The organism is Pseudomonas sp. 2024-210, from assembly GCF_045062345.1.
GTDB lineage: Bacteria > Pseudomonadota > Gammaproteobacteria > Pseudomonadales > Pseudomonadaceae > Aquipseudomonas.
Window position 1 is genome coordinate 21,540 of the sequence record NZ_JBJGEJ010000015.1, and the last position, 26,074, is coordinate 47,613.

The following is a 26,074-nucleotide window of genomic DNA, read 5'->3' on the forward strand; positions in this document are numbered from 1 at the left end:
TGCGTCGAGCGACTTCGCCCCGACGTTACGCCCTGAATCAGCCGGCTAACGTCACCGTAAACGATCTGATTATCTCGCCGACCCAACAAGATTGGTAAGGGCAAAGCGCTTGCCCTGATCGGCCAACTACTAACGCGGCGTTGGCATTGACCATATCGGTGAGCACGGGTTGGTGTGAGGCGTCTTCAGCGGACAACGGGTGATCGTAGGCGTTGACCTGCCATATCCGTGCGGCCCACGCGCTGCCAGCCATCAGGGCAAAGCTGACCAGCAGCACCCCGCTCCACTTCACCGTGTCGAACTTCACGCCAGCACCTTGAGCGCCCGGGCATACACGCCTGCCGATCGGCAGCGCCGTTCTGGCCACCGTTGATACGCTAGGTGATCTGGTTGAACTGGCCTGTATCAGCAAGCGTGTTCAGCCCCTTGGATGCCCAGTACCACGCCGCTGATATGCACGTGTGCGGCGGCTTTTCCAGCAGCTCGGGTTGGTTGATTAGGTCAAGGGCCAGCGTTTCGGCGCACATCATTTAGTAGGCCCGGCCGGTGATCTGGATCAGGCCACTGCCTCGATATTTTGGCCGTCTTCCTCCGCCTTGGGGGGTGTTGCCCAAGCGTTTGCCCAGTGTGCCGTTAGGTATTGGTCATTGCCCAGTTCGCGCATGAAACGGAACTGGCCGGACTTGTGGCCGATCTGGGCGACAGGGCAAAGACTCGGCGCTGCCATGGTCATCAAGAACAGGACAGCGCCCAAGTGCACCAATCATTGCCAGCGGTCTGAGGCAGTACAGCGCCCCCTTCTGGCCTCATGCGCCAGACAGCATACTCAAGTCTTCGTCATTGACCTGGCCTTAGTAAGTAGGATTCGCTGATCGCTTTGAGCGTGGCCAATTTGGTTTTACCTAGTGCGCGAGGCTTCTCCATTTCAAGCATGTAGCGCTCGATCATTTCCTTAACTGTGGCACCTACGCGGTGTGCACGCTCAATGGCTCCGGGTTGGTCCAGTTCAGCTTCACGCTTGCTCACCCAAGCTTGGGCGGCCTGTTTACGGGCTAAAGTCTGGCTCTCTTGGTAGAATTGGGCACCGTCGCGTTTAATGCGGATCTGGGCTGTGTAGGTAACTACCCCAGTCGCCAGGTTTCTTGCCCTGATAGTTGCCATTTGAAAGTGGTACGTGTCAGCTTTGAAGTGGTACTTCGTACCACCGAGCCACAAAAAACGCCCTTTTACCCCCTAAAACACGCCTAAAACACGTAGAGCAAAATGTTAGAAAAATCAGCTACAAACCACGTAAACACAGGCTCTGCGGTGTCCAGACGCTTTAGCGTGGCCCCTATGATGGATTGGACCGACCGTCATTGCCGCTTCTTCCTGCGCCTCCTGTCCAAAAATGCACTGTTGTATACCGAAATGGTTACCACTGGCGCGTTGATCAACGGGGATGCAGAACGCTTTTTGCGCCATGACGAAACCGAACATCCGCTGGCCCTGCAATTGGGCGGCAGCACGCCTGCAGATTTGGCCGTGTGCGCACGCATGGCGCAGGAGGCCGGGTATGACGAGGTGAATCTGAATGTCGGCTGCCCGAGTGATCGGGTGCAGAACAATATGATCGGCGCTTGTTTGATGGCACACCCGTCGCTCGTGGCCGATTGTGTGAAAGCCATGCGCGACGCGGTGTCGATACCCGTCACAGTCAAGCATCGCATCGGTATCAACGGCCGCGACAGTTATGCAGAGCTTTGTGATTTCGTGGGTACGGTGCGCGACGCCGGATGCACCAGCTTCACTGTGCACGCGCGTATTGCCATTCTGGAAGGACTTTCACCCAAGGAAAACCGTGACATTCCGCCCCTGCGCTATGACGTGGCCGCACAGGTTAAAAAGGATTTTCCTGAACTTGAGATCATTCTCAATGGCGGGATCAAAACCCTTGAACAATGCCAGGAACATTTGCAGGTGTTTGATGGCGTGATGCTTGGCCGCGAGGCTTATCACAATCCATATATTCTGGCTGAGGTCGATCAGCAGTTATTCGGCAGCACTGACCTTGTGATTACGCGGGCACAAGCGTTGTCGCTGTTACGACCTTATATCGCCGCGCATATTGCAGCGGGTGGAGCGATGCATCACATCACGCGACATATTCTTGGGTTAGGCCAGGGTTTTCCAGGCGCACGGCGCTTCCGACAGTTGCTGTCAGTCGACATCCATAAAGCAGCGGATCCTTTGGCGTTATTGGATCAAGCCGCTGAGCTGCTGGAAGGCCGCTAACGCTTACCCATCAAAAAAGGGGCCGTTCCTGCGCAGGAACGGCCCCTTTTTTTGATCAGTTCGCACGATGACTCAATGACGCTCCAGAGCGTTCACCAAGTCATGGAACGCTTCATGGTTCGAGTCGTTGAGGCCCATCAGTATTTTGTGAGCCTCCAGGACTTTGACCCGCACCACTTCTTCAGTCTGATCCTGAGACGGCAGGTCTGTAAGGCAATCAGGGCATGGTATCGGCTTGCCGATAATGTTGAACACCTGATCGAAGCCCATCGACTCCAGCAGTCGGGTGATGTCTTCGTGGGTGGTCACCACGGTTGGCAACAACCCTATTTTTTGACGCGACAAAATAGACAGCTTCGCCAGCAAACCGAGGGTGGTGCTGTCGATGCTAAGGGTTTCGGTGAGGTCTATCACGATGGCATTGAAGTTCAACGCGGTGAAGATCCTCTCGATTGTCGCATCCAGGGCCGAACACAACGTCAGACGCACTTCACCCACAAACTTCAGGACGAAGGTACCGTCCTGTTCGGCGAACTGAATTCTACCGGTACTCATTTAAGATTCCTGCTCAACACCAACAAGGCGATATCATCCGGCATCTCCCCGAGTGTAGCTAATCCGAAGACCTGACGCAGACCATCCAGGCTGCCGCCTGCTGCTTTAACCATTTGAGGCAACGCAGCTTCTTTCTCTTTGAGCGTAGGCTCATTCAAGAGATCCAATATGCCGTCCGACATCAGCGTAAGACTAAAAACGTCCGGCAATTTCAAAACATGATCTTCATACGTGGCTTCGTTGAACAAACCAACAGGCAGCCCTCGCCCTTCCAGGTAACTCACGCTGTCGGGCGTGTACAGCACAGGCAGTGGCAAATGACCGCCAATGCTATAGGTCAGCTCACCGGTGTCTTCATTGATCACACCACCCACCATCGTCACATGCTTACCCAGCTTGCAGTTGATCAAGCCACGGTTGATATGCCCCAGTACTTCAGAGGGTTTGAATTCTGGCAAGGTTCCATTTCGCTTGGATTCAAACAATAAGCGGGTGGTCATGAATTTAAGCAGCACGGTTACAAACGCTGAAGAGGCACCGTGGCCCGAAACGTCAGCCAGATAAAAGGCTACACGACGCTCATCAACCCTGAAATAGTCGACAAAATCGCCAGACAAGTACAGGGACGGAATAATCTGATGAGCAAAGTCGAAGTCATCAATAGACCACGGATTGATGGGCAGCATGTTCATCTGAACCTGCCGGCCAGCGTTCTGGTCTTCCTGCAATAAATTGAGACTGGCTGCGAGTTCGCGGTTAGCTGATTCCAGCTTTTCGCGGTAGCGCTGGTTCTCAAGCAACAAATGGGCACGATCCAGCGCTCGATGAACGGAGTGCTCCAGCACGGCAAGGTCTTCAAGGGGCTTGATCAGGTAGTCGGCAGCCCCCAAACGCAGAGCTTCAACGACATCACTCATGACCCCCGCGCCCGATATAACGATCACCGGCATTTGCGGTGAGCGCTCGGTAACCTGACGGATAAGCTCCAGGCCACTCATTTGCGGCATACGCAGGTCACAGATCACCAGATCTGGCGACTGCTGCTCGAACACCTGTAGACCCTGCATGCCATTGCTGGCTTGCAGGACACTGAAGCCACTGTCTTCAAGGTAGGCCGCCAAACTGGCGCGTACTACTTCGTCGTCATCAATGATCAGCAGCGTGGCACTGGTTTTTTGCATGTGGGCAAACGGCGCCAGAATGAGGTTGGCGTGGAATCACGAACGCATCGGACTCAACGACGGAAATGACGTGTGAACATCCCTGTTTCAAATCGATTGTCGTGCTCGATCCGCTAAAGGTGCCCGTGTAAGGCGCAGACGGTACTCCCATCCGCGAGGGGTTTCAAGCTCAGGGCGATGGTGGACTTGAGTGTTCGGCGGGTTAAATTCCCGCGAGTTATAAGAACCCCTGCAACCCCAACAAAAACCAAGGTACAAACCCCCTCAAACGCGATTAATACTCATCCCCAGCCCATAAAAAAACGGCCGCTGGGGCCGTTTTTTTTACCCAGCAGCAGAATTAAAAGTCGTCTTCAACCTGCCCGTCTTTAACACGGAATTCACGGCTTTGCAGATAAGCATTGCGAATAAACACGTATCGGTCGCCGGTGATCAACTTTTCAGCAGACAGCAAGCTGGCACGGGTATCAATGATTTCCATGGCGGCGGTGGTGTTACGCGCCGGGATGTCATGCATGTAACGGTACGGTTCGACAAAAGTATCAGGGTAGATCCCAATGGCGTCACGGACGGTGCTGGGGCCCAATAGCGGCAGAACCACGTATGGACCGCTGGCAACACCCCAACGGCCCAGCGTCTGACCGAAGTCTTCATCGTTGCGTTGCAGGCCCATTTTGGTGCCCACATCAAAGAAACCGCCGACACCAATAATGGTGTTCATCAACAGACGAGCGGTGTCTACGCCCGCCGCATGCGGTTTAGCTTGCAAGACATTGTTAGCCAGGTTGCGCACGTCACCGACATTTCGGTACATGTTGTGGATGCCATCTTCCAGGAACTGCGGCGTAATGAACTGATAACCCTGAGCAAGCGGCTTCAGGGCATAGGTGTCCAGTTTTTCGTTGAAGATGAAAACAACACGGTTGACCCCTTCCCATGGGTCATCTTCGGTCGCGGCATTAGCGGCGAATGGCGCCATCGCCATACCGGCACAGACAAAAACTTGAGCAAGACGATCAGTCCAGCGCATAGCACAGCTCCTTGAAAATACTTAATACTTGGGCGCTACGCCCTGGGTCAGGGTGGAGTATAACGGCAATTGCGTTTATCACAGCCCAAAGAAACACCCTACACAGACATATGCACCTGTCGGACGTTCAATTGACAGCGAATTTGCCCATAAAGCCTGTCACTGCGCTCGGAGGTTTTTGATTGAGATCATGCACGCGCAGCCCGGGTGGATTAATCTAGAAACCCGTTACCGACCTTTTGCCAACATTGAAGGTCTACACCAGAGCCTATCAATAAAGGATGAATGCTATGCCTGCCCGCGAACTGCAACAACAACTCGACACCTTGCGCGAGCAACTGGAACAGAACCCGCCGCTCACTCAAGAAGAGCGTGATCACTTAAACGATCTCTCCACACAAATTCAGGCTCAGATTGATATTGAAAAAGCCACCAGCGATTCGAGTCTGGCAGATAACGTCAATCTCGCCGTAGAGCGCTTCGAACTGGATCATCCGGCGCTGGCCGGAACGTTGCGCAATATCGTGCAAACCCTGGGCAATATCGGCATCTAAACATCCGCAACGGCCCTAAACAACAAAGCCCCGGCTCATCCGAGCCGGGGCTTTGTTTTACCACTCAGGCTGTCAGAGCCCTGTTTGACCACTCAGCGCCAAGTCCAACAACTCACGGTTGGCCACGGCGTACATCGCATAGTCATTGCCCGTAGCGGCACGCAAATCCACCAGCATTGAACGCCAGCGTTCAACCATCGAGTGGTTCTGCTCCAACCACAACGCCAGACGCGCTTCGATCTCAACCGGGGCATCCGTCATTTGCAGTACCGATACGGTAATTGCACGCTGCTGCCAGTCAATATCGTCACGGAACGCTTCACGCGCCAGCGCCTGCCAATTGTTCTCCACCGGCAAGTTACTGATCTGCTGCAAGTACCAGGTGAGATCCAGCGCACTGCCAACCGCGAAATAGGCCTTGGCCACATTCGCTGCATTCTGGCCCGTCACATCCGACGCTTCGATGATCGGTAGCAAGGTGTACAGGTGCGTCGTACCGGCCACCATGCGCGCCAGCAACTCAGGCACTCCCGCAGCTACATAAGCCTGATAACGGGTCTGCCAGCCTTCGCGGGTCGGTCCTTCCAGCAGTTCGTCAAGTTTGAGCCCCAAAGCCGCCAGATGCGGCCCAAAGTGCGCCACATCACGTGCCGCATCCAGCTCGTTGCGACGGCTGCGCAGGAACCAGCGCGTGGCTCGTCGACCCAGACGCATCAGCTCATCCATCAGCGCCAGCTGGATTTCAGCGGGCACCTGATAGTCCAACGCTTCAATCTGACGGAACCAGTGCGGGAGGTGGAAAATGTCCCGCACGATCACATAAGCACCGGCCACGTTGGCGGCGCTCATACCGGTCGACTCCTTGAGGCGCTCCACAAAGGTGATACCCATGTGGTTGACCAAGTCGTTGGCAATCTGGGTGCTGACGATTTCACGTTTCAAGCGGTGACGACGCATCGCCGCGGCAAACTTGCTCACCAGCATCGGCGGGAATGCAGTTTCCATATCCCGGGTCAGGTAGTCGTCATCGGGCACCTGAGAGTTGAGCAACGCCTCTTTCAGGTCGATCTTGCTGTAGGAGATCAGAACCGACAATTCGGCGCGGGTCAGGCCATGGCCCGAAGCGACCCGCTCAACCAATTGCTCTTCGGTCGGAAGGAACTCAATGGCACGGTCCAGCTTGCCACGGGCTTCCAGATCGCTCATCAGACGCTTGTATTCGGCAATCCGCTCATAAGCCTTGCGGGCCGCTAATGAGATGGCCTGGGTCTGCTTATAGTTGTTGCCTAACACCAGACCGCCCACTTCATCGGTCATGCTGCCCAACAACTGGTTGCGCTGCTTCTCGGTCATGTCGCCAGCCTGCACCACTTCGTTGAGCAGGATTTTGATATTCACTTCGTGGTCAGAGCAGTCCACGCCGCCAGCGTTGTCAATAAAGTCCGTGTTGGAGCCGCCACCGTTAAGGTTGAACTCCACGCGACCCAGTTGAGTCATGCCGAGGTTACCGCCCTCACCCACCACCTTGCAGCGCAGTTCGTTGCCGTTGACGCGCAATGCATCGTTGGCCTTGTCACCCACATCGGCGTGACTTTCGGTGCTGGCCTTGACGTACGTGCCAATGCCGCCGTTCCACAACAGATCAACCGGCGCTTTGAGCAAGGCATTGAGCAGTTCGGTCGGGGTCAGTTTGTCGGCCGTGATCGCAAAGCGCTCTTTCATTTCAGGCGAAATGGCGATGCTTTTTGCACTGCGCGAGAAAATCCCGCCACCCGCCGACATGATACTGGTGTCGTAGTCTGACCAGGCCGAACGCGGCAGATCAAACAGACGCTGACGCTCAATGAAGCTATTGGCCGGTTCAGGGTTCGGGTCAATAAAGATATGCAGGTGGTTGAAGGCAGCCACCAGTTGCAGTTTGTCGGACATCAACAAGCCGTTACCGAACACGTCACCGGCCATATCGCCCACGCCCACAACACTGATGCTGTCTTGCTGAACGTTGATACCGCGCTCTTTGAAGTGACGCTGCACGCCCACCCAGGCGCCTTTGGCGGTGATGCCCATCTTTTTATGGTCATAACCGGCCGAACCACCCGAGGCAAATGCATCGCCCAACCAGAAGCCGTAATCAATGGCAATGCCGTTGGCAATATCAGAGAAGGTGGCAGTCCCTTTATCAGCAGCCACCACCAGATACGGGTCATCGTCGTCGTGACGCACGACGTTCAACGGCGGTACCAGTTCGCCGTCCTTGAGGTTATCGGTAATGTCCAGCAGGCCGGAAATAAAGATCCGGTAGCAGGCAATCGCTTCGGCCTGGATTTCGTCGCGACCGCCACCCAGCGGCAAGCGACGTGGCACAAACCCGCCTTTGGCGCCCACCGGCACAATGACCGAGTTCTTCACTTGCTGCGCTTTAACCAGGCCCAGCACTTCGGTACGGAAGTCTTCTTCACGGTCCGACCAGCGCAAACCACCACGCGCTACGTTGCCGAAACGCAAGTGCACGCCTTCGACCCGTGGCGAGTAGACAAAAATTTCAAACTTCGGAACCGGCTTGGGCAACTCAGGAATCAGGTGAGGGTTGAACTTGAAGCTGAAGTACGGACGATTCTGGCCATTGGCATCCGGCTGATAGAAGTTGGTCCGCAGGGTGGCTTTGATCAAGTCCAGGTAGCGACGCAGGATACGGTCTTCGTTGAGTACCTGCACGTCGTCAAGCGCCGTCAGGATGGCCTGTTCCAGACGCTGTTGCTTGTCTTCCAGGTCTTCTGCCGTCAGCTTGCGGGCCAGATAGAAGCGCGTTTTGAACAAACGTGTCAATTCGCGTGCGATATCTGTGTGGTTGTTCAGGGTGCTGGCAATGTAGCCCAGGTCGAAGCCCAGACGAATCTGTTTGAGATAACGCGCATAGGCACGCAGTAATGCCACATCACGCCACGGCAAGCCTGCGGTCAGCACCAAACGGTTAAAGGCATCGTTTTCAGCATCGCCACTGACAATATGTACGAATGCATCCTGCAACGTGTCGTTGAGTTGCTGAATGTCCAGATTCAGCCCTTCACCCGCCGTAAAGGCGAAGTCATGGATCCAGAATTCACGGCCATTGGCGTGGCGCAAGCGATACGGGAACTCGCCCAGAACACGCAAGCCGAGGTTTTCCAGAATAGGCAACACGTCGGACAATGCCAGCGGTGTATCGGCGTGATACAGCTTGCAGTGCAGCTCCTGACCGGCACTTTGACCCAGCGGCTGATAGAAACTCATGACCAGCGGGTTTTTATCGCTCAAGCTCATCAAGTGCTGCATATCGACCACGGCCGAATGCGCGGCAAAGCGTTCACGGTAGCCCGCCGGGAAACCTTTCGGGAAATCGCTGAGCACCTTGGTGCCGTTGGCTTCACCGAAGCTTTCAACCACCAGACTGGCGTAATCGTCCTGCCAGCTGCGACACGCCTGAACCACTTCTTTTTCCAGCATGACCGGATCGATGTCGATGCGGTTCTTGGGGTCTACGCGCAGAATCAACTGCACACGGGCCAATACCGATTCCGAGAAGAAGGTCCAGAACTCGCAATCCGAGGCCTGCAAACGATCCATCAGCACTTGCTGGATTTTTTGGCGAACTTCGGTGGAATACACATCACGCGGTACATAGGCCAAGCAGTAGCAGAAACGGCCATACGGGTCTTTGCGCAGGAACACGCGGATTTTGTTGCGCTCCTGAATCTGCACAATCGACATCACGGTGTTGAACAGCTCGTCCACAGGCGTCTGAAACAGATCGTCACGGGGTAACACTTCAACAACCTGAGCCAGTTCCTTGCCCAAGTGAGCCTTGGGCTGAAAGCCCGAACGGCGTTCAATCTCAGCAACCTTGCGGCGGATATACGGAATTACCCGTACGCTTTCGCCATACACCGAAGAGGTGTACAGGCCCATGAAGCGGCATTCCTTGATGACCCTGCCATCGGCGTCGATCTGACGGATCGATACATAGTCAGGGTAAGCCGGGCGGTGAACGCGGCTTGGGTGTGCGGCTTTGGCAAACGACAGCAGGGTCGGCTCACGCAGGTAGCTGACCGCGTAATCTTCGATGCGCAGGTCTTCTGCCGTCAGCCCGGCACGCAGCAGCTTGGTCAAGCCAAGGAATGACTGCGGGTCATATTCAATATGGCCGCCATCCGCTTCATCACGTACCACAAACTCTTCATAGCCCAGAAAGGTGAAGTGATTGCCCACCAGCCATTCGAGGAAGCTCTTGATCTCAGCTTTTTCATCCGCAGCAACCAGGTATGGACTGTTGTCAATGCTGGCCAACAGCTCCTGAACCTTGGCCTTCATCGGCTCAAAATCAGTGACGGCAACACGGACTTCACCCAGAACCTGCTCCAGCTCCTTGCTCAGTACATTCAATTCAGCCGCATTGGAGCAACGGTCAATCTCAAGGAACATCAGCGACTCTTGGGAGACGCCTTCGCCGCTGGTGCCTTTGGGCAGGATTTCCAGCAACTCGCCTTTACTGCCACGACGCACGCTCAATACCGTGGTTTGCAGGGTGTGGATGCTATAACCCCGACGGTTGAGCTCGGTGCGTACCGAATCCACCAGAAACGGTAAATCGTGGTGCAGTACTTCTACCGCCGTGTGCGTGGACTGCCAGCCATGGCGCTCGTAATCGGGATTGAAGACCTTGACCTGCGGCTGCGCCGGGTCAAAACGTTCCAGCAGACGCCAGGCCGACAGCGTGCAGCCTGCCAGGTCGGACATGCGCCGTTGAGTGAGTTCATCCAGAGAAATGATGCCGAAGAATTGCTCGGCAAACAGGGCTACTTGTGGCAATGCCTGTTCACTGATGTGCTGGGCCAGTGCGGCTTGCAGTTGATGCTGGAAGTCGGCTTTGCTGGCTGCGGTGAAGAACGCCATCTGTGGTACTCCGCTTGGGCTTGTTATTGAGAGAAGCGTCGCATGCTATTCCCGCGAGGGAGTTGCCAGTGCTGACTAGGCTCTGTACGAAATGTATCTGCGCTCGGTTATGCCGCGTTGAAAACATTTCGTACAGCCCCTAAAAACAGCAGGGCAAGGAGGTGAAGCTGGCCGCGACCCGCGGGTCACATTCACGTTCCAGGATGGGTATCTGCAAAAGGACTGCCGATTGAACAGGCTGGTTCTTTTGAAGGTAACTGTCCCGAACGCAGCTTAACGATTGAAGCGCCCGGCCTGCTTGCGGTGCGGCGACATATTCGGACATCGGGACGTAGGCTTGTGACCTGATAGAGAACAACCCTAGCAGTCTCGGATGAAAAAACTTGTTAAAGGAAACTCAAAAACCTCAGCTATTATCAGAAATGACTTACCTGACTCTTACAGACCTCGTTGACACATTTTCATTCAACACTGCATAAATCTGTTCAGAGTGTCAAAATCGGGCCTTTATTCCGCTTGTAGATGCGCGCAGAGCGCCAGGATTTTTACCATGCAAATGACCACCACCACGCTTGTCGTCAACCCGTGCGACGTTGAAGAAGACAATCTGGCCGTTCTGTCCTGCTTTGGCAGTGAAGATGACATTTTCCTGATGTCCCGCTTTCCAGATGAAGAGGATGTGGAGTTCAGCTGGGACGAACCGGCCTATCTGATGGGCGTAAAAGCGACCCTGAGCCCTAATCTTCTGCTGATCGAAATTAATCCCGCCGACGCGGACGCACTCAACGGCGACACCACGCTCGAGATTTTTCACAAGACCGACCCAAGCGATTTGGCTGAGGTGGAAGAAACACTGCGCAATATTCTGAGCGGCAGTGGCAACTACGTGAGCTTGCTGGATCAATAAACTTCGGGCGCAGAGGCGATGTTCCACCTGTCAAAGGATCGTAAAGGCTCGACCAGGGTTGTCTCGAAATACCCTGTATCAAGTTTTACAGTGGCTTAGGCTACGGATGTCGCCTTTATTGCTGCGTCGGGTTTATTCACCACCGACCCATTGCAATCACACTTACCAGCACGATGGCGGCTCCAAGCCCCTTTCTGGCACAGCGCACGGGGTGCCATATCCAGCCTGCTGTGTTGGCACTTTGAACGCCTGAAAACCCTCTGAGATGAGCAGCATTCTCAACAACCGGGCGAATTTCAGGTTTTTTCAACAAATGCCCGCCCGCCATTAGTCCCAACCCCCTCCAATGGATTAAAGTAACGCCCCCAACCCCGGCGTAATTCTTACGCCGCAGGCAGCCTTTTCAGGAACAGTCATCGATGGAACATCGTGAAGCGCTGTTAGCGCTGCGAACCTTTCTTTCAACACAGATTCTCGGTCAGGAAAAACTCATTGACCGCTTGTTGATCGCGCTGCTGGCTGACGGCCATATGCTGGTCGAAGGGGCGCCTGGCTTGGCGAAAACCAAAGCCATCAAAGAGCTGGCAGAAGGTATCGAAGCACAGTTCCACCGCATTCAGTTCACCCCTGACTTGTTGCCTGCCGACATCACCGGCACCGAAATCTATCGTCCCGAAACCGGCAGCTTTGTCTTCCAGCAGGGGCCGATCTTTCACAATCTGGTGCTGGCCGATGAAATCAACCGGGCGCCCGCCAAGGTTCAATCTGCGTTACTCGAAGCCATGGCCGAGCGTCAGGTGAGCGTGGGTCGCAGCACATACGAGCTGTCGCCGCTGTTTTTGGTGATGGCCACGCAAAACCCCATTGAGCAGGAAGGCACTTACCCGCTGCCTGAAGCTCAGCTCGACCGCTTTCTGATGCACGTCAAAATCGGTTTCCCGGACGCCGCCGTCGAACGCCGCATCCTGCAACAGGCGCGTGGCGAAGCGCTGAACGGCGAGACCAAGCCAGAACGCCGCGTCAGCCAACAAGCCATTTTCGCGGCGCGCAAGGAAATCCTTGGTTTGTATATGGCGGATGCCGTGGAGGAATACCTGGTGCAATTGATCATGGCCACGCGCACACCCGGTAAATTCGACCCGGAAATGGCCGAATGGATCGCCTACGGCGCCAGCCCGCGGGGTTCCATCGCTCTCGACCGTTGCGCCCGAGCACATGCCTGGCTGGCCGGGCGTGACTTTGTCAGCCCTGAAGATATCCAGGCCGTGCTGTTCGACGTGTTGCGTCATCGCATTATTTTGTCGTTTGAAGCCGAAGCCGCCGGCATAGATCAGGACCGTGTCGTGCAGCGCATTCTTGATGTTGTTGCCGTTGCCTGACCGATGAACAACCCCTTGCCCGCCGAACCCGGTATTCGGGTCACACTCGCCGAACTGATCGAAATGCGTCATCGGGTACGCGAAGTCCAACTTTTCGCCTCCCCTAGCCAGCGCAGCCCGCTGGCGGGTTTGCATCACTCAAAATTGCGCGGGCGCGGGGTGGATTTCGATCAGGTACGCGTCTATCAGGCAGGTGACGATGTACGCACCATCGATTGGCGCGTTACAGCTCGCACCCAAGAGCCGCACACCAAAATGTTTCATGAGGAGCGCGAGCGGCCCATTTTCATCCTGGCCGAGCAAAGCCGCCGTCTGTTTTTCGGTTCCGGCTTGATGTTCAAATCAGTGCTCTGCGCTCAGGCCGCGAGTTTGATCGGCTGGGCCGCCCTGAGTCACAACGACCGGGTGGGCGGGCTGGTGTTCGGCGACCATGAACATTACGAAATCAAGCCGCGACGCAGCAAGCAGAGTCTGCTGCAACTGCTGAACCGGCTGGTGAGGGTCAACCAGTCGCTGCACACAGAAGTGCAGTCCGATCGCGATGCGCTGGGGATGGCCCTTATTCGGGCTCGCGAAGTGCTGCGTCCCGGCAGTTTGGTGATTGTGATCTGCGATGAGCGGGCCCTCACCGACGCCGCCGAGCAACAACTGAGCCTGTTGGCACGTCATTGCGACTTGATGCTGCTGCCCCTGTCTGACCCACTTGATCACGCCCTGCCCGCCGCCGGGCTGTTGCGGTTTACCGAGCGCGGCGCTCAACTGGAACTCGACACGCTTAATTACGACTTGCGTCAAGCCTACCGCGCTCAGGCCGAAGCGCGTATTGCCCGCTGGGAGCTGCTTGCGCAAAAATTGCGGGTCATGCTGATGCCCTTAAGCACACAAAGCGAAATGGTCGAGCAATTGCGTGAATACCTCAACGCCAAACGTCCCGGCAAAACGCCATGAAAGACCTTGAGCACCTGCAACCCCTGATCCAGCCTGCGCCTATCGGCTTTTGGCCACCCGCACCGGGCTGGTGGCTGCTGCTGATCCTTGTTCCGGCCTTGAGCTGGGGCCTGTGGTGGCTGCGCCGTTACCTGCCGGCCAAACGCCAGAGCACACGCGTCGAACAACCTCTGGACCCGGTACGGCTGGCTGCACTCGAAGAACTGGCGAATTTCCCCAAGCCCTACGACGGCGCTCCCGCCGGGGCCTGGCTGCAACAACTCAATGGCCTGCTCAAACGCCTGTGCCGCACCCATTACCCTTATAGCCAGAGCCACACCCTCAACGGTCGCAAATGGTTGGCGTTTTTGGATAACCGCTGCCCGGCGGCGGGACTGACGCGCTGGATGGTCTTGGTGGAAGGCGCCTATAAACCCGAGTGCAAGCTCGATGACAAGGCCATTGCCGGGCTCAATCAAGCGGTCGAAACCTGGATTCGCAAACATGTTTGAATTCGCCTGGCCGTGGATTTTCGTCCTGCTGCCCTTGCCCTGGCTGATGCGCTGGGTACTGCCAGCAGCCGATAGCGGCGAAGCCGCCCTCAAAGTCAGCTTTCTCAGCGACCTCGAAGAACTGGCTCAACGCAAAGCGCGGAGCAAAATTCCCGTATGGCGCCAGAAAATTCCGTATATAGCGATATGGCTGTTGCTGCTGACGGCTGCGGCACGCCCGCAATGGTTAGGCGAACCGTTGCCGATTGCCGCCAGTGGCCGTGATTTACTGGTCGCCGTAGACGTGTCCGGGTCAATGGACTTCCCGGACATGCACTGGCAAAACGAAGACATCAGCCGTCTCGATCTGGTCAAAAGCTTGTTCGGCGACTTTTTGGAAGAACGTGAAGGTGACAGGGTCGGCTTGATCCTGTTCGGCAGCCAGGCGTATTTACAAGCGCCCCTGACCTTCGACCGGCACACCGTGCGCACTTGGCTTGACGAGGCACGCATCGGCATCGCCGGTAAAAACACCGCCATTGGCGACGCCATCGGCCTGGCGCTGAAACGCCTGCGCCAGCGACCGGCGCAAAGCCGGGTACTGATCCTGATCACCGACGGTGCCAACAACGGTGGCCAGATCGACCCTCTGACCGCAGCACGCCTGGCCGCAGAGGAAGGTGTGCGCATTTATCCGATCGGCATTGGCGCCGACCCTCAGGCCAATAGCGCAAACGGCATGCTCGGCAGCAATCCCGGAATCGATCTGGACGAACCTGCATTGCAGGAGATTGCCAAGGTCACCGGAGGCCAATACTTCCGCGCACACGATGGTCAAGAGTTAGCGGCCATCAAGGACACCCTCGACCAGCTCGAGCCCGTGGCCCAGCAACCCACCCAGGCACGCCCGGCCCAATCGTTGTACAGCTGGCCGCTGGCGGGGGCGTTACTGCTGAGCGTGTTGCTGGTCATCCGTGAACTGTGGCCCAACAGTCCGTTACAACGCATGCTGAGCAAGGAACATTTTCTGCAACAACACCCTGAGTGGCGCTCACGCCTTAAACGCCTGCGCCTGCGGAGACGCCGATGAGCGCCCTCTGGCCGCACTGGTTTCGTCCCGAATGGCTGCTGGCACTGCCGCTGCTCGGCTGGCTACTGTGGAAACTCTGGCATCGGCAAAAACGCACCGGTCGCTGGCAAATGATTCTGCCCGTCGCCTTTCATCGCGTACTGCTCAGCGGCGGTAATGGCCGCTCCAGCAAACTGCCCTGGATCTCCTTGGGGTGTGCCTGGTTGCTGGCCCTGCTGGCCCTGCTCGGGCCAAGTTGGGAGCGCGTTGAACAATCCACGCAAAAACCGGCCGACCCGCTGGTGGTCATGTTGCAACTGACCCCGGACATGCTCGCAACTGATAAATCGCCCAACCGGCTGGAGCAGGCGCGGCGCAAACTTTATGACCTGCTGCAAAGCCGCAACGATGCACAAACCGCCGTCATTGTTTACGCGGGAAGCGCGCACACGCTGGTGCCGTTGTCTGATGATCTGGCCACTAGCCACAATTTGCTGGAAGCGCTCAAGCCCTCGCTGATGCCTCAGCCCGGCCAACGCGCTGATCTGGCCGTGGAAAAAGCCCTGAAGCTTCTCGATCAGGGTGCCTTGGGCCAAGGCCGCTTGTTGCTGATCACCTCAGCACTCAGCCAGCAAGAGCGCGAAGGTATCCGTAATGCCCTTAAAGGCCATACCGCGCAATTATTGATGCTGGGCATCGGCAGCCGCGACGGCGCGCCAGTGGTGGATGAAAGCGGACAATTTCTCAAGGACGACCAGGGCGCGATCCTCGTGCCGCGCCTAGACAGCCCGGCTTTGCGGGCTTTTGCCCTTGAAGTCGACGGCCGCTATCGTCAGGCCCGGCTGGATGACAACGACTTGCGCGGCCTTGGCTTGCTCGACGGCCCCCGACACCTGCGCGACCGGGACCAGACCGTGCATCTGGACACATGGGCCGATCAGGGTTTCTGGTTATTGTTGCCTTTATTACTGCTGACCGCGTGCGCAGGACGTCGCGGCTGGCTGCTGTGTTTGCCGTTGCTGTTTATGATGCCCCAGCCAAGCTATGCCATGAGCTTCACCGACCTGTGGCTGCGCCCTGACCAACAAGGCCAGCGCTTGCTGGAACAGAAAAAACCGCTGGAAGCGATCGAGCATTTCAAGGACCCTCTCTGGCAGGGCATTGCCCTGTACCAGGCCGGAGATTACCCCGCTGCCGCCGTACGCTTTGCCGAGGTCAATAGCGCCAGCGCGCATTATAATCGCGGCAATGCATTGGCCAAAAGCGGTGAACTGGAAGCCGCCATCGATGCCTACGAACAGGCACTGGAGTTGCAGCCCGACTTACAGGTAGCCGCGCAGAACAAAGCGTTAATTGAACACGTGCTCGAACAACAGCGCGCCGAAAACAACCCGACGCCCGATAAAACCGCTCAAAATCCGGCTGAACCAGAAGAATCGCCGCCCATCAGTACCAGTAACAGCAGTGCGACGGGCGATACCACACAACAGCAGGAAAACAGTTCTGTCACTGAACCTGATGCACCGTCTAATACCGACGACACGCTCGAACCCCCACCGGGCAACGAACCGCCGCCCGGTGAAACCAGCAACGAGGATTCGACCACCACGCGCCCTCTGGCCCCGGCCTCTGATTCTCTGGACGAAGAACATCGCCAAGCCCTGGAGCAGTGGTTACGACAGATACCCGACAACCCCAGCGAACTGTTGCGACGAAAATTTTGGTACGAACAGCAGCAACATCAGGACACGCCTTAATGAATCGCATCTGCGTCTTGCTACTTTTGCTCTGTTGCTGGACCTTGCCAGCGCATGCGCTGGGCTTGGTCGCGAGTGTGGATCGCGATCAGCTCGATTCCGGCGAAACCGTCGAACTGACGCTTGAATCCAGCGACGCTACGCTGTTCGGCAAACCCGACCTGACGCCCCTCGACGCCCTGTTCGAGGTGCGCGGTACGCGTCAGGTCAATCACCTGACCAATCTGAGCGATGACAACAAAGCCACCACGCGCTGGATCATCACGTTGCAGCCCAAACAGTCCGGCACCGTCACCATTCCGCCCTTACAGGTCGGTGATTATCACAGTCAGCCGATCCAGTTGACGGTCTCGCCAAGCAGTGCCCGTGAAAACGAACTGGCCCCGGTGTTTATCGAGTCCAGCCTTGATCAACCCAGCATCTACGTACAGGCGCAGTCCATCCTGACCTTGCGTATCTATCACTCGGTCGCCCTGTACGACGACAGCAGCTTGACCCCGTTGCACCTGAGCGACGCCATCGTCGAGCAACTGGGCGAGTCGCGCACCTACGAGAAAATGATCAACGGCGTGCGCCACGGTGTCATCGAACTGCGCTACGGCATTTACCCGCAACACAGCGGCCAACTGATCATTCCGGCACAAACCTTCAGCGCCACCCAAGTCGACAGCCAGCAAGCCACAGCGCCTGCGCCGCTCGGCCCCAAACCCGGAAAAATGATTCACGTCACCTCAGCCGAGATTCCGCTGGAGGTCAAACCCAAGCCTGCGGACTATCCCGCTACTGCCGCCTGGTTACCGGCGCGCAGCTTGAGCATGAGCGAATCGTGGAACCCCGAGCCCGACCATTGCCAGGTCGGCGACTCTTTGACGCGCACCCTGACCTTAAAGGCCGAAGGCCTTTCCAGCGCCCAATTGCCCGCCCTGCCTGCCACTGATGTCAATGGCCTGCGGCGCTACCCGGACCTGCCTCTGCTGAGCAATCAAATCAGTGAGAACGGCCTGATCGGCAGCCGCGAAGAACGTGAAGCCCTGGTGCCGACACGTGTCGGCCAAGTCGAACTGCCTGCGGTTGAAGTGGTGTGGTGGAACACTCACGAAGACCGCCTGGAACGCAGCTATTTGCCCGCCCGCACCTTGCAGGTGGCGGAAAACCCGAGCCTGGCGGTGGACACTCCGGTCAGCAACGAGCCGCTTGCCCTGAGGGATGATTCAACCCTGTGGCGGTGGCAAGTAAGCACCTTGATTCTGACGTTTACGTCCCTGCTCGGCTTTGGCTTGTGGTGGCGAGCAAGATGGCAGCCTGCGATTTTGCGTGCCGCGCAAACCGGGCCAAGCCCGCGCACGTTACTGGATGATCTTAAACGCGCCTGCCTGGCCAACGACCCGCAAGCTACACGACAAGCACTGGATGCCTGGGCCCGTCAGCAACCTGAAACCCTCGCCGAGATGGCGGCGCGCTTTGTGCTGCTGTCCGACGCACTGGACGGCCTCAACGGTGCGCTCTACAGCGAAACCGGCCAGCATTGGCAAGGTGAAGAGTTGTGGAAGGCGATTCGCAGCATCCCTGCCGCCGAACGCGAGCAAGACGCAGGCAGCGATTCCAGCAGCCTGCCGCCGCTCTACCCCAAATAATTGACGGCGAAGGTTGCCTGTAGACGCGAGTTCGCGGCCAGGAAGGCACCCCCGCTTTAAAGCACTTTTTACGGATTTTGTTATGCGCCTGTTTCACACGTCCGACTGGCATCTGGGGCAAAACCTGCATGGTCAGGAACGCGATTTCGAACATGCCTGCTTTCTAAGCTGGCTTTTGGCCCAACTGGCTGAACAACAACCCGATGCACTTCTGATAGCCGGGGACATCTTCGACACCGTAAACCCGCCGGTCAAAGCGCAAGAGCGGCTGTACGACTTCATTGTCAGCGCTCACGAGCAACAGCCTGCGCTGACCATCGTGATGATTGCCGGCAACCACGACTCCGGTTCCCGCATCGAACTGCCCGCTCCCCTGATGCGCCGTTTGCGCACTCATGCACTGGGCCGGGTGTTATGGCTCGATGATGGTCAGCTCGATGCCGAGCGCCTGCTGATCCCGTTACCCGACGCATCCGGCGAAACCGCGGCATGGTGCCTGGCTCTGCCGTTCCTGCGCCCAGCCGAAGTGACAGGCGCGCAGTTGGGCGACAACTACCTGCGCGGCATTGGTCAGGTGCATGAATGGCTGATTGCCGCCGCCAACGCCAAACGCCAGCCGGGGCAGGCGCTCATCGCCATCAGCCACGCCCACATGGCGGGCGGTTCAGTGTCTGAAGACTCCGAGCGCAGCCTGATCATCGGTAACGCCGAAGCGCTGCCCGCCAGCCTGTTCGGCCCCAGCATCAGCTATGTCGCGCTGGGCCATCTGCACAAGCCACAACGGGTCAACAGCGAAGAACGCATTCGCTACTGCGGTTCTCCGATTCCGCTGTCGTTCTCAGAAATCGGCTACCAGCATCAGATTCTCGATGTGATGCTGGAGGGCGAAAACCTGATCAGCGTCGAACCGCGCCTGATCCCACGGGCCGTTAACCTGCAGCGCATCGGCCCGGCGCCACTGGCAGAGATTCTCAGCCAACTGACCGAACTGCCCGACATTGATTTGCTGGCCGACCCCCAGCGCCAGCCCTGGCTCGAAGTGCGGGTCAAACTCGACGAGCCGCAGCCCGACTTGCGTCAGCAAATAGAAACCGCTCTGCAAGGCAAAGCCGTGCGTTTAGTGCGCATTGCCGCCGAATACGCGGGCAGCGGCAGTCGCTCGGGGGATGACGACGCCACGCAGCTGATTGAACTCGACCAACTGACCCCGCAGGAGCTGTTCAGTCGGGCTTGGCAAGACAGCTATGGCAGCGAGGCCGACGAGCAAACCCTCAAGGACTTTGCAGTGCTGCTGCAAGAAGTACAGCTGCAAGGTGAACAGCCATGAAAATTCTTGCCATTCGCCTGAAAAATCTGGCCTCTCTGGCTGGGCCATTTGAGTTGGATTTTACTGCCGAACCCTTGGCCAGTGCCGGGCTGTTCGCGATCACGGGTCCCACCGGTGCTGGCAAGAGCACTTTGCTCGACGCCCTGTGCCTGGCGCTGTTTGGTGCAGTACCGCGCCTCAATAACACGGGCCGTGATGCCAAAGTCCCGGACGCCGATGGCGAAATCGCCACCGGCGACCCGCGGACCCTGCTGCGCAGAGGCACGGGCGAAGGCTATGCCGAAGTCGATTTCATCGGGATTGACGGGCGCCGTTATCGTGCCCGCTGGGAAGCTAACCGCGCTCGTGAAAAAGCCAATGGCAAACTGCAAGCCAGCCGCCAGAGCCTGCGCGATCTGGACAGCGACCAACTGTTGGCCAGCCAAAAAGGCGATTACAAGGTGCAGCTCGAATCACGTCTGGGGCTGAACTTCGAACAGTTCACCCGCGCCGTGATGCTGGCCCAGAGCGAGTTCAGCGCCTTCCTCAAGGCCGACGACAACGAACGCAGCGAACTGCTCGAAAAGCTCACTGACACCGCGTTGTACACCCAGCTCGGCAAGCGCGCCTTCGACAAGGCTAAAGAGGCCCGTGACGTACATAAGCAATTGCAGGATCAGGCGATTGGCGTTACACCGATGGAGCCAGCAGCCCGCGCCGAACTGGATCAACGCTTCAGCGACGCCCAACAGCAACTCAAAACCCGGCAGAGCCAGCTCAAGCAGCTCGAACTGCAACACTCATGGCTTAAAGCCCTGGGTGAACTGAAAGAGCAGCAACATAGCGCTACCGAACAATTGCAGCACGCGCAAACGCTGTGGGAGGGTCAAGCCGAGCAACGCCAGACCTTGGAGTGGCTGGAACAACTCGCACCTCAACGTCATCAATTTGCCCGTTTGGCCGAACTGGACGCACAGTTGAGCCCGCTGGCCGAGCAGATCGCTGCGCATCTGCAACAGCAAACTGATCTTGGCCAAGATCAAACCCGTCTTGAGCAAACACTCGAGGACGCGCAACACGCCGCCAGCCGAGCACAGGCCGAACAACGTGATGCTGCGCCGCATTTGCAAAAAGCGCATTTAGAACACGCCACTCTCAGCCGCCTGACGCAAACACTCAACGCGCAACAGACGCTTAAACAGCAGGCAGAAGCAGCCTGCGCCGACGGGCAAAAGGTCCTGGACGCGTTGCTTGAACGCCAGCACCACAGCACTGAACGCCTGGCGTTGATTGCCGTGCAACTTGAACAAAGCACTGAGCTTGCGCCGCTGGCCAGCGCTTGGGACGGCCATCGTCGCGGGCTGCAACAGTTGGTGCGCCTAAGCAACACCCTCAGCAAAGGCCGCGAAGAACTTCCGGCCCTTGAGCAACGCGCCAGCAAAGCGGTCCAGCAACTCAACGAACTGAACAGCACCCTGGAAATACTGTTTCAGGAAGCCAAAGCCGAACCGCATGCCGTCAACGAGCAAATCCAGACCTTGAGCAGCCTGTTGGCTGAGAATCGTCAGCAACAGCGGGCCTTTGAAGACTTGCAGCGCCTGTGCAGCGGCCATTCAGCCCTTGAAGCACGCTTGCAGGCGGTGCAGCTTAAGTTGCACACCTTGCAAACCGAGCGCGAACACCTGATCGAGCAAGGCACCCAGACCAAGAAACAGTTTGAGGCCGCTGAACAGGCACTCCAGGTGACACAGCAACTGCTTGAGCGCCAGCGTTTGGCCCGCAGCGCCAGTGTCGAAGAGTTGCGCGCGCAACTGCAAGACGACCAGGCCTGCCCGGTCTGCGGCAGCCATGAACACCCGTATCACCAGCCAGAAGCGCTGTTGCAAAGCCTGTCGCGTTTTGATGAGCAAGAGCAAGCCAATGCTCGCAAGGCAGTGGATGCACTCAAAGAAACACTGATTCAGTTGCGCGAGAAAGTCGGTGGCGTGAACGCTCAGCATCGCGAGTTTCTGCAACAGCACCAGCAAATCATCGAAGAACAGCAGGCCCTAGCCCCAAACTTGGAAGCGCACCCGCTGTACACGCAATGGCAGGCACAAGACGCGGCCAAGCGCGATACCTGGCTGACGCTGCGCCTGACCCAGTTGCAACACAGCATCGCCCAAGACGAGGAGCGCCAAAACACCCTGCTGACCTTGCAAAAAGAAGCCGCCACGTTGCAGCAGCAACTTCAGCGTTGCAGCGAAAGCAGTCAACTCGCCAAACAGCAGTTGAGCGACCAGCAGCAGCACCTCAAAGCCGACAGCACGCGCTTTGAGGAAGAAATGCTCGGGTTTGCCAGCGTCCTGCCCCAGACCACAGTGGCTGCATTGCGTGACAACGCAGCTGCCGGCTTCATGGCCCTTGATCAGCAGGTGACGCAGCGCCTGGAACAACTCGATCAGCAACGTGACGAACTGTCTGAACAGGCAGAGCGCACGAACCGAATCGAGCGCGAACAGTATCAACAGGCTAGCCACACCAAAGAACGGGAGAACCTGCAACGTAGCGTGGCCGAGTTGCTTGAACAGCAAAACGCCAGCCAGCAGAATCTCAAGGATCTATTAGGCGAACACAGCAGTGTCGAACAATGGCAGCAACAACTTGAACAGGCCGTTGAGCAGGCCCGCAGCACCCATACTCACGCCAGCGAAGCGTTACAAACCACTGCCAAACAGTTGGTGCAACTGGCGGCCGAAGTCAAAGCCCAGCAAGAGCGTCAGCAGGCGTTACAACAGGAACACAGCACCTTAAGCGCACAAGTTGTGCAATGGCGAGCGCAGCACACAGCGCTCGACAACGCTCGCCTGCAACAGTTGCTGGCCTTCGATGACACGTATGTCCGTGACCTGCGCCAGCAACTGCAAGCCAGCGAAAAAGCTGTGGAACAAGCCCGCGTCCTGCTGCAAGAGCGCGAGCAACGTTTAAACCAGCATCAGGCCCAGGCCAATGGCAACCTCGATGCCGAAGCGCTCGATAACGCACTTAATGAACTCAATGCATTGCTTGCATCCAGCGATCAACAACTGGCTGAACTGCGCGCCCAGCAGGCCGAAGACCAGCGACGCCAAGAAGCTAATCAGGCCTTGGCGCAACGCATCGCCCAGGCCTATGACGAATGGCAGCGCTGGGCCCGTCTCAACGCCCTGATCGGCTCGGCAACGGGCGATACCTTCCGCAAGATCGCCCAGGCTTATAACCTCGATTTACTCGTGCATCACGCTAACGCCCAGTTACGGCAACTGGTGAAACGCTACCGCCTCAAACGCGGCGGCAGCATGCTCGGGTTGCTGGTGATGGACACCGAAATGGGCGACGAACTGCGCTCGGTGCATTCATTGTCCGGCGGCGAAACATTTCTTGTGTCGCTGGCCTTGGCATTGGGTCTGGCCTCGATGGCCTCCAGCACACTGAAAATCGAGTCGCTGTTTATCGACGAAGGCTTCGGCAGCCTCGACCCGGAATCGTTGCAGCTGGCAATGGATGCACTTGACGGCCTGCAAGCCCAGGGACGCAAAGTCGGGGTAATTTCCCACGTGCAGGAAATGCACGAACGCATACCGGTGCAAATCCAGGTCCGCCGCCAAGGTAATGGCTTGAGCTCTGTGGAGGTCAAATGACCGCACACGTGTTGTATTCCTTCCGCCGCTGCCCGTATGCCATGCGCGCGCGCATGGCGTTGCGCTACAGCGGCGTGCCCTTGACCACGGTTGAAGTCAGCCTGAAAGCCAAGCCGGTCGAAATGCTGGCTCTGTCACCCAAAGGCACGGTGCCCGTGCTGGTGTGTGCCGATGGGCGGGTGATAGAGCAAAGTCTGGATATCATGCGCTGGGCCTTAGCCCAGAAGGATCCGGATAACTGGCTGGGCCCGGACAGTGCAGCGCTGATTGAAGAAAACGACCACGTATTCAAGACGCATCTGGATCGTTATAAATACGCGATTCGCTATCCGGAGCAGCCCATGGAACATTACCGGGCGCAAGGAGAGCAATTTCTGCAGCACCTGGAAGATCTGCTTGGGCATGCGCCGTACCTTGCGGGCGACAGGTTGAGCTTGGCAGACGTGGCACTGGCGCCGTTTATACGGCAGTTCGCGCATGTTGATCGTGAGTGGTTCGAGCAGGCGCCCTACCCGCACCTGCGGGTTTGGCTGGAACGGTTCTTGGCGTCTGCGTTGTTCACCTCGGTGATGGCTAAAACGCAATAAAATCGTAGCCGCTGACGAGGGACGAAGGCTGCGATCGGCGGCCTTCGTTCCTCGGCAGCGGCTACACGTCTTTGCTGCGCAGCATGCTTTGTAATACCCCGTCACGGCGAATCCAACCGTGGAACAGCGCCGCCACCAGATGCAGCAACACGGTAAAAAACAGCAGATACGCCAAGTACGTATGGGCCTTGCGCAGAAAGGCAAAGGTCGTAGGGTTAGCCGGTAAAATCGATGGCAGTTGCAATGAGCTGCTGAGCATCACCGGATCACCCGCCGCTGAGATCATCGCCCAGCCCACCACCGGCAAGATAAACATCAGCGCATACAACAACACATGGGACAGCTTGGCCGCCAGCACCTGTACCGGCGCGAGGTCAGCGGGCAACGGCGGTTGACGAGTCGAGAAGCGTACGATCAACCGCACGACTACCAACAGCAAGATAGCGATCCCCAAGGGCTTGTGCAGGTTCAGTAGCCACTCATGGCGCTCAGAGACCGAGGCTGCCATGCCCGCGCCGATAAACAGCATGGCAATAATCATCATTGCCATGAGCCAGTGCAGCAAACGCGCCAAAGGGGCGAAATGGGTGGTGGGTTCGCTCATGGACGAGGCTCCTGTGACAGTTGATCCACTTCAGCGGTACGCCGTTGATACGAACGGGCATAAGCAGCTGAACGCGCGGCCAGTAACGGGTCAGCCGAGCCTTCTATACCACTGGGCAAAATCAGCGGGTCATAATTGATGTCGCGGCACTCGCCATTGTTTTGCGGTGTAGCGCTTTGCAGCACCAGGGTGCCGGCGTTTACCACTTTGCGCTCGGCTGGCCAGGGTTTGCTGGCATCATTCACGGGGTCGCCCGCCTCGGCCAATGTCAGGTTGAACTGCCATTTCAATGGCCCGGCCGACAAGCGTTGCGCCAGATCTTTTTCCAGATAATCCGCTTCGTTGGGCGCACTCGCGCCAGGGGCGTCCTGACCTTCAGGCACTACACCCCAGCGCACAGCCTGGCGCTGGCCGGCCGCATTGACCAGATAGAAGGCATTGATGCCGTTATAGGTTTCGGTGGCGAAACTGGCGGACGGCTTTGCCGATTTGACCCACTGCAAAAAGGGCCCCGTTTCCGGGTGGGCGGCAAAGAACGCGGGCATGGCCTCTGGCTTGGGCTTCCCCGTGGCTGGCTCGGGTGCTCCGGCTTGCAACATGGCATAGAACGCCTCGGGCGTGCCCACCGGGAAGACCGGCATACTGTTCATTCCTGTGCGCCATTGTTGGCCATTGGCCTCGGTGAAACGCACTGCCAGACTGCGAATCGGCACGCTGCTGTCAGGCGCGTAAGGGTTGCCGCTGGGCAAGGCAAAGCGCCCGACTACCGGCGTGCGTCCTGCCTGAAACACGAGTGCTCTGGAAAGCTGCTGCGCATTGCCATTGCTCTCGAAATAGCCGATCACACACATCCCCTTGGCATGATTGCGTCGATAACCCGGATGCACACCGTTGTTGTGCTCCAAGGCATTTACCAGGGTTTTGGGCTGCAGTCGCTGAGCGTCCAAGGTGCCATTAACGTAAAAAAACGTGCCCGCGATAACCGCCACCACTGCACCGATACCCGCCAGTCGCAGCAACACACTGGCCGGGCTCAACGCAGGTTTCACGGACTGCGCAGGCGGCAATTGATCTACCATGTAAGAACTCCGAGGCCACGGGGCCATTAGGTGGATGGCCTATGAGACGCAGGCCAATCAGGCTTATTCCCGCAGAGCTGCGAATATTTTTAAGCACTTTATTTTTACGCGTCGGGAATAATCCTTAACCCTAGTCGTCTGCAGGGTTCGAA

General features: G+C 57.4%; 20 protein-coding genes and 1 pseudogene. 12 read left to right on the top strand and 9 right to left on the bottom strand.

Translation table 11 applies throughout. From position 1 onward, the window contains the following. Positions 1 to 37: 37 nt before the first annotated feature. From ACI7MX_RS18315 to ACI7MX_RS18325, 3 genes and pseudogenes are all read right to left on the bottom strand, one after another. Positions 38 to 307, bottom strand: a complete 270-nt coding sequence (locus ACI7MX_RS18315) for a hypothetical protein (RefSeq protein WP_405586069.1) — start codon at positions 305 to 307, stop codon at positions 38 to 40. Continuing rightward, a pseudogene (locus ACI7MX_RS18320) lies at positions 304 to 733 on the bottom strand (glycoside hydrolase family 19 protein). The gene ACI7MX_RS18315 and the pseudogene ACI7MX_RS18320 overlap by 4 nt, the downstream one beginning before the upstream one ends. 104 nt (positions 734 to 837) lie before the next feature. Continuing rightward, positions 838 to 1,161 carry a hypothetical protein gene (locus ACI7MX_RS18325; RefSeq protein WP_405585911.1) on the bottom strand — a complete coding sequence of 108 codons (324 nt, stop codon included), beginning with the start codon at positions 1,159 to 1,161 and terminating at the stop codon, positions 838 to 840. A 102-nt stretch (positions 1,162 to 1,263) separates the two neighbouring features. Here ACI7MX_RS18325 and dusA point away from each other — a divergent pair, with 102 nt between their 5' ends. After that, positions 1,264 to 2,274: a tRNA dihydrouridine(20/20a) synthase DusA gene (dusA, locus tag ACI7MX_RS18330; protein ID WP_405585914.1), complete on the top strand. Its 1,011-nt coding sequence runs from the start codon at positions 1,264 to 1,266 to the stop codon at positions 2,272 to 2,274. A gap of 72 nt (positions 2,275 to 2,346) precedes the next feature. Here the strand turns inward: dusA and rssC are convergent, their stop codons facing one another. The 3 genes from rssC to ACI7MX_RS18345 form a co-directional block, all read right to left on the bottom strand. Continuing rightward, positions 2,347 to 2,829 (bottom strand): anti-sigma factor antagonist RssC, encoded by a 483-nt coding sequence (gene rssC, locus ACI7MX_RS18335; RefSeq protein WP_122784310.1) that lies wholly within the window; start codon positions 2,827 to 2,829, stop codon positions 2,347 to 2,349. Then, on the bottom strand, positions 2,826 to 4,010 hold the full coding sequence (gene rssB / locus ACI7MX_RS18340; protein WP_314482605.1) for a two-component system response regulator RssB: 1,185 nt from the start codon (positions 4,008 to 4,010) through the stop codon (positions 2,826 to 2,828). The genes rssC and rssB overlap by 4 nt, the downstream gene beginning before the upstream one ends. A gap of 340 nt (positions 4,011 to 4,350) precedes the next feature. Then, positions 4,351 to 5,040: a VacJ family lipoprotein gene (locus ACI7MX_RS18345; protein ID WP_314482609.1), complete on the bottom strand. Its 690-nt coding sequence runs from the start codon at positions 5,038 to 5,040 to the stop codon at positions 4,351 to 4,353. Between the two features lie 290 nt (positions 5,041 to 5,330). Between ACI7MX_RS18345 and ACI7MX_RS18350 the strand changes: the two genes are divergently transcribed. Further along, a complete protein-coding gene (locus ACI7MX_RS18350) occupies positions 5,331 to 5,594 on the top strand; it encodes a DUF4404 family protein (RefSeq protein WP_314482612.1) in 264 nt (87 codons plus the stop codon). 72 nt (positions 5,595 to 5,666) lie between these two features. Here the strand turns inward: ACI7MX_RS18350 and ACI7MX_RS18355 are convergent, their stop codons facing one another. After that, entirely contained in the window at positions 5,667 to 10,523 is a 4,857-nt protein-coding gene (locus tag ACI7MX_RS18355) for an NAD-glutamate dehydrogenase (protein ID WP_405585919.1), read from the bottom strand. 550 nt (positions 10,524 to 11,073) lie between these two features. Here ACI7MX_RS18355 and ACI7MX_RS18360 point away from each other — a divergent pair. The 10 genes from ACI7MX_RS18360 (at position 11,074) to ACI7MX_RS18405 (ending at position 24,239) form a co-directional block, all read left to right on the top strand. Further along, complete coding sequence (locus ACI7MX_RS18360; protein WP_314482618.1) at positions 11,074 to 11,430, top strand: hypothetical protein; 357 nt, start codon at positions 11,074 to 11,076, stop codon at positions 11,428 to 11,430. A gap of 419 nt (positions 11,431 to 11,849) precedes the next feature. Then, positions 11,850 to 12,809 carry a MoxR family ATPase gene (locus tag ACI7MX_RS18365; protein ID WP_314482621.1) on the top strand — a complete coding sequence of 320 codons (960 nt, stop codon included), beginning with the start codon at positions 11,850 to 11,852 and terminating at the stop codon, positions 12,807 to 12,809. A 3-nt stretch (positions 12,810 to 12,812) separates the two neighbouring features. Continuing rightward, positions 12,813 to 13,757, top strand: a complete 945-nt coding sequence (locus tag ACI7MX_RS18370; protein ID WP_405585923.1) for a DUF58 domain-containing protein — start codon at positions 12,813 to 12,815, stop codon at positions 13,755 to 13,757. Next, positions 13,754 to 14,248, top strand: a complete 495-nt coding sequence (locus tag ACI7MX_RS18375) for a DUF4381 domain-containing protein (RefSeq protein WP_314482627.1) — start codon at positions 13,754 to 13,756, stop codon at positions 14,246 to 14,248. Before ACI7MX_RS18370 ends, ACI7MX_RS18375 begins: the two co-directional genes overlap by 4 nt. Beyond that, complete coding sequence (locus tag ACI7MX_RS18380; protein ID WP_314482630.1) at positions 14,241 to 15,317, top strand: VWA domain-containing protein; 1,077 nt, start codon at positions 14,241 to 14,243, stop codon at positions 15,315 to 15,317. The genes ACI7MX_RS18375 and ACI7MX_RS18380 overlap by 8 nt, the downstream gene beginning before the upstream one ends. Continuing rightward, a complete protein-coding gene (locus ACI7MX_RS18385; protein WP_405585928.1) occupies positions 15,314 to 17,053 on the top strand; it encodes a VWA domain-containing protein in 1,740 nt (579 codons plus the stop codon). The genes ACI7MX_RS18380 and ACI7MX_RS18385 overlap by 4 nt, the downstream gene beginning before the upstream one ends. Continuing rightward, positions 17,053 to 18,687, top strand: a complete 1,635-nt coding sequence (locus ACI7MX_RS18390) for a BatD family protein (RefSeq protein WP_314482636.1) — start codon at positions 17,053 to 17,055, stop codon at positions 18,685 to 18,687. The genes ACI7MX_RS18385 and ACI7MX_RS18390 overlap by 1 nt, the downstream gene beginning before the upstream one ends. Positions 18,688 to 18,769: 82 nt before the next feature. Beyond that, positions 18,770 to 20,014, top strand: a complete 1,245-nt coding sequence (locus ACI7MX_RS18395; protein ID WP_405585931.1) for an exonuclease SbcCD subunit D C-terminal domain-containing protein — start codon at positions 18,770 to 18,772, stop codon at positions 20,012 to 20,014. After that, positions 20,011 to 23,652: an AAA family ATPase gene (locus ACI7MX_RS18400; RefSeq protein ID WP_405585934.1), complete on the top strand. Its 3,642-nt coding sequence runs from the start codon at positions 20,011 to 20,013 to the stop codon at positions 23,650 to 23,652. Before ACI7MX_RS18395 ends, ACI7MX_RS18400 begins: the two co-directional genes overlap by 4 nt. Beyond that, positions 23,649 to 24,239, top strand: coding sequence for a glutathione S-transferase (locus ACI7MX_RS18405; protein ID WP_314482644.1), 591 nt, complete (start codon positions 23,649 to 23,651; stop codon positions 24,237 to 24,239). Before ACI7MX_RS18400 ends, ACI7MX_RS18405 begins: the two co-directional genes overlap by 4 nt. A gap of 61 nt (positions 24,240 to 24,300) precedes the next feature. Here ACI7MX_RS18405 and ACI7MX_RS18410 read toward each other — a convergent pair whose 3' ends face one another. Both ACI7MX_RS18410 and ACI7MX_RS18415 read right to left on the bottom strand, forming a co-directional pair. Then, positions 24,301 to 24,843, bottom strand: a complete 543-nt coding sequence (locus ACI7MX_RS18410; protein WP_405585937.1) for a cytochrome b — start codon at positions 24,841 to 24,843, stop codon at positions 24,301 to 24,303. Then, positions 24,840 to 25,922 carry a catalase family peroxidase gene (locus ACI7MX_RS18415; RefSeq protein WP_314482651.1) on the bottom strand — a complete coding sequence of 361 codons (1,083 nt, stop codon included), beginning with the start codon at positions 25,920 to 25,922 and terminating at the stop codon, positions 24,840 to 24,842. Before ACI7MX_RS18415 ends, ACI7MX_RS18410 begins: the two co-directional genes overlap by 4 nt. Between the last annotated feature and the right edge of the window lie 152 nt (positions 25,923 to 26,074).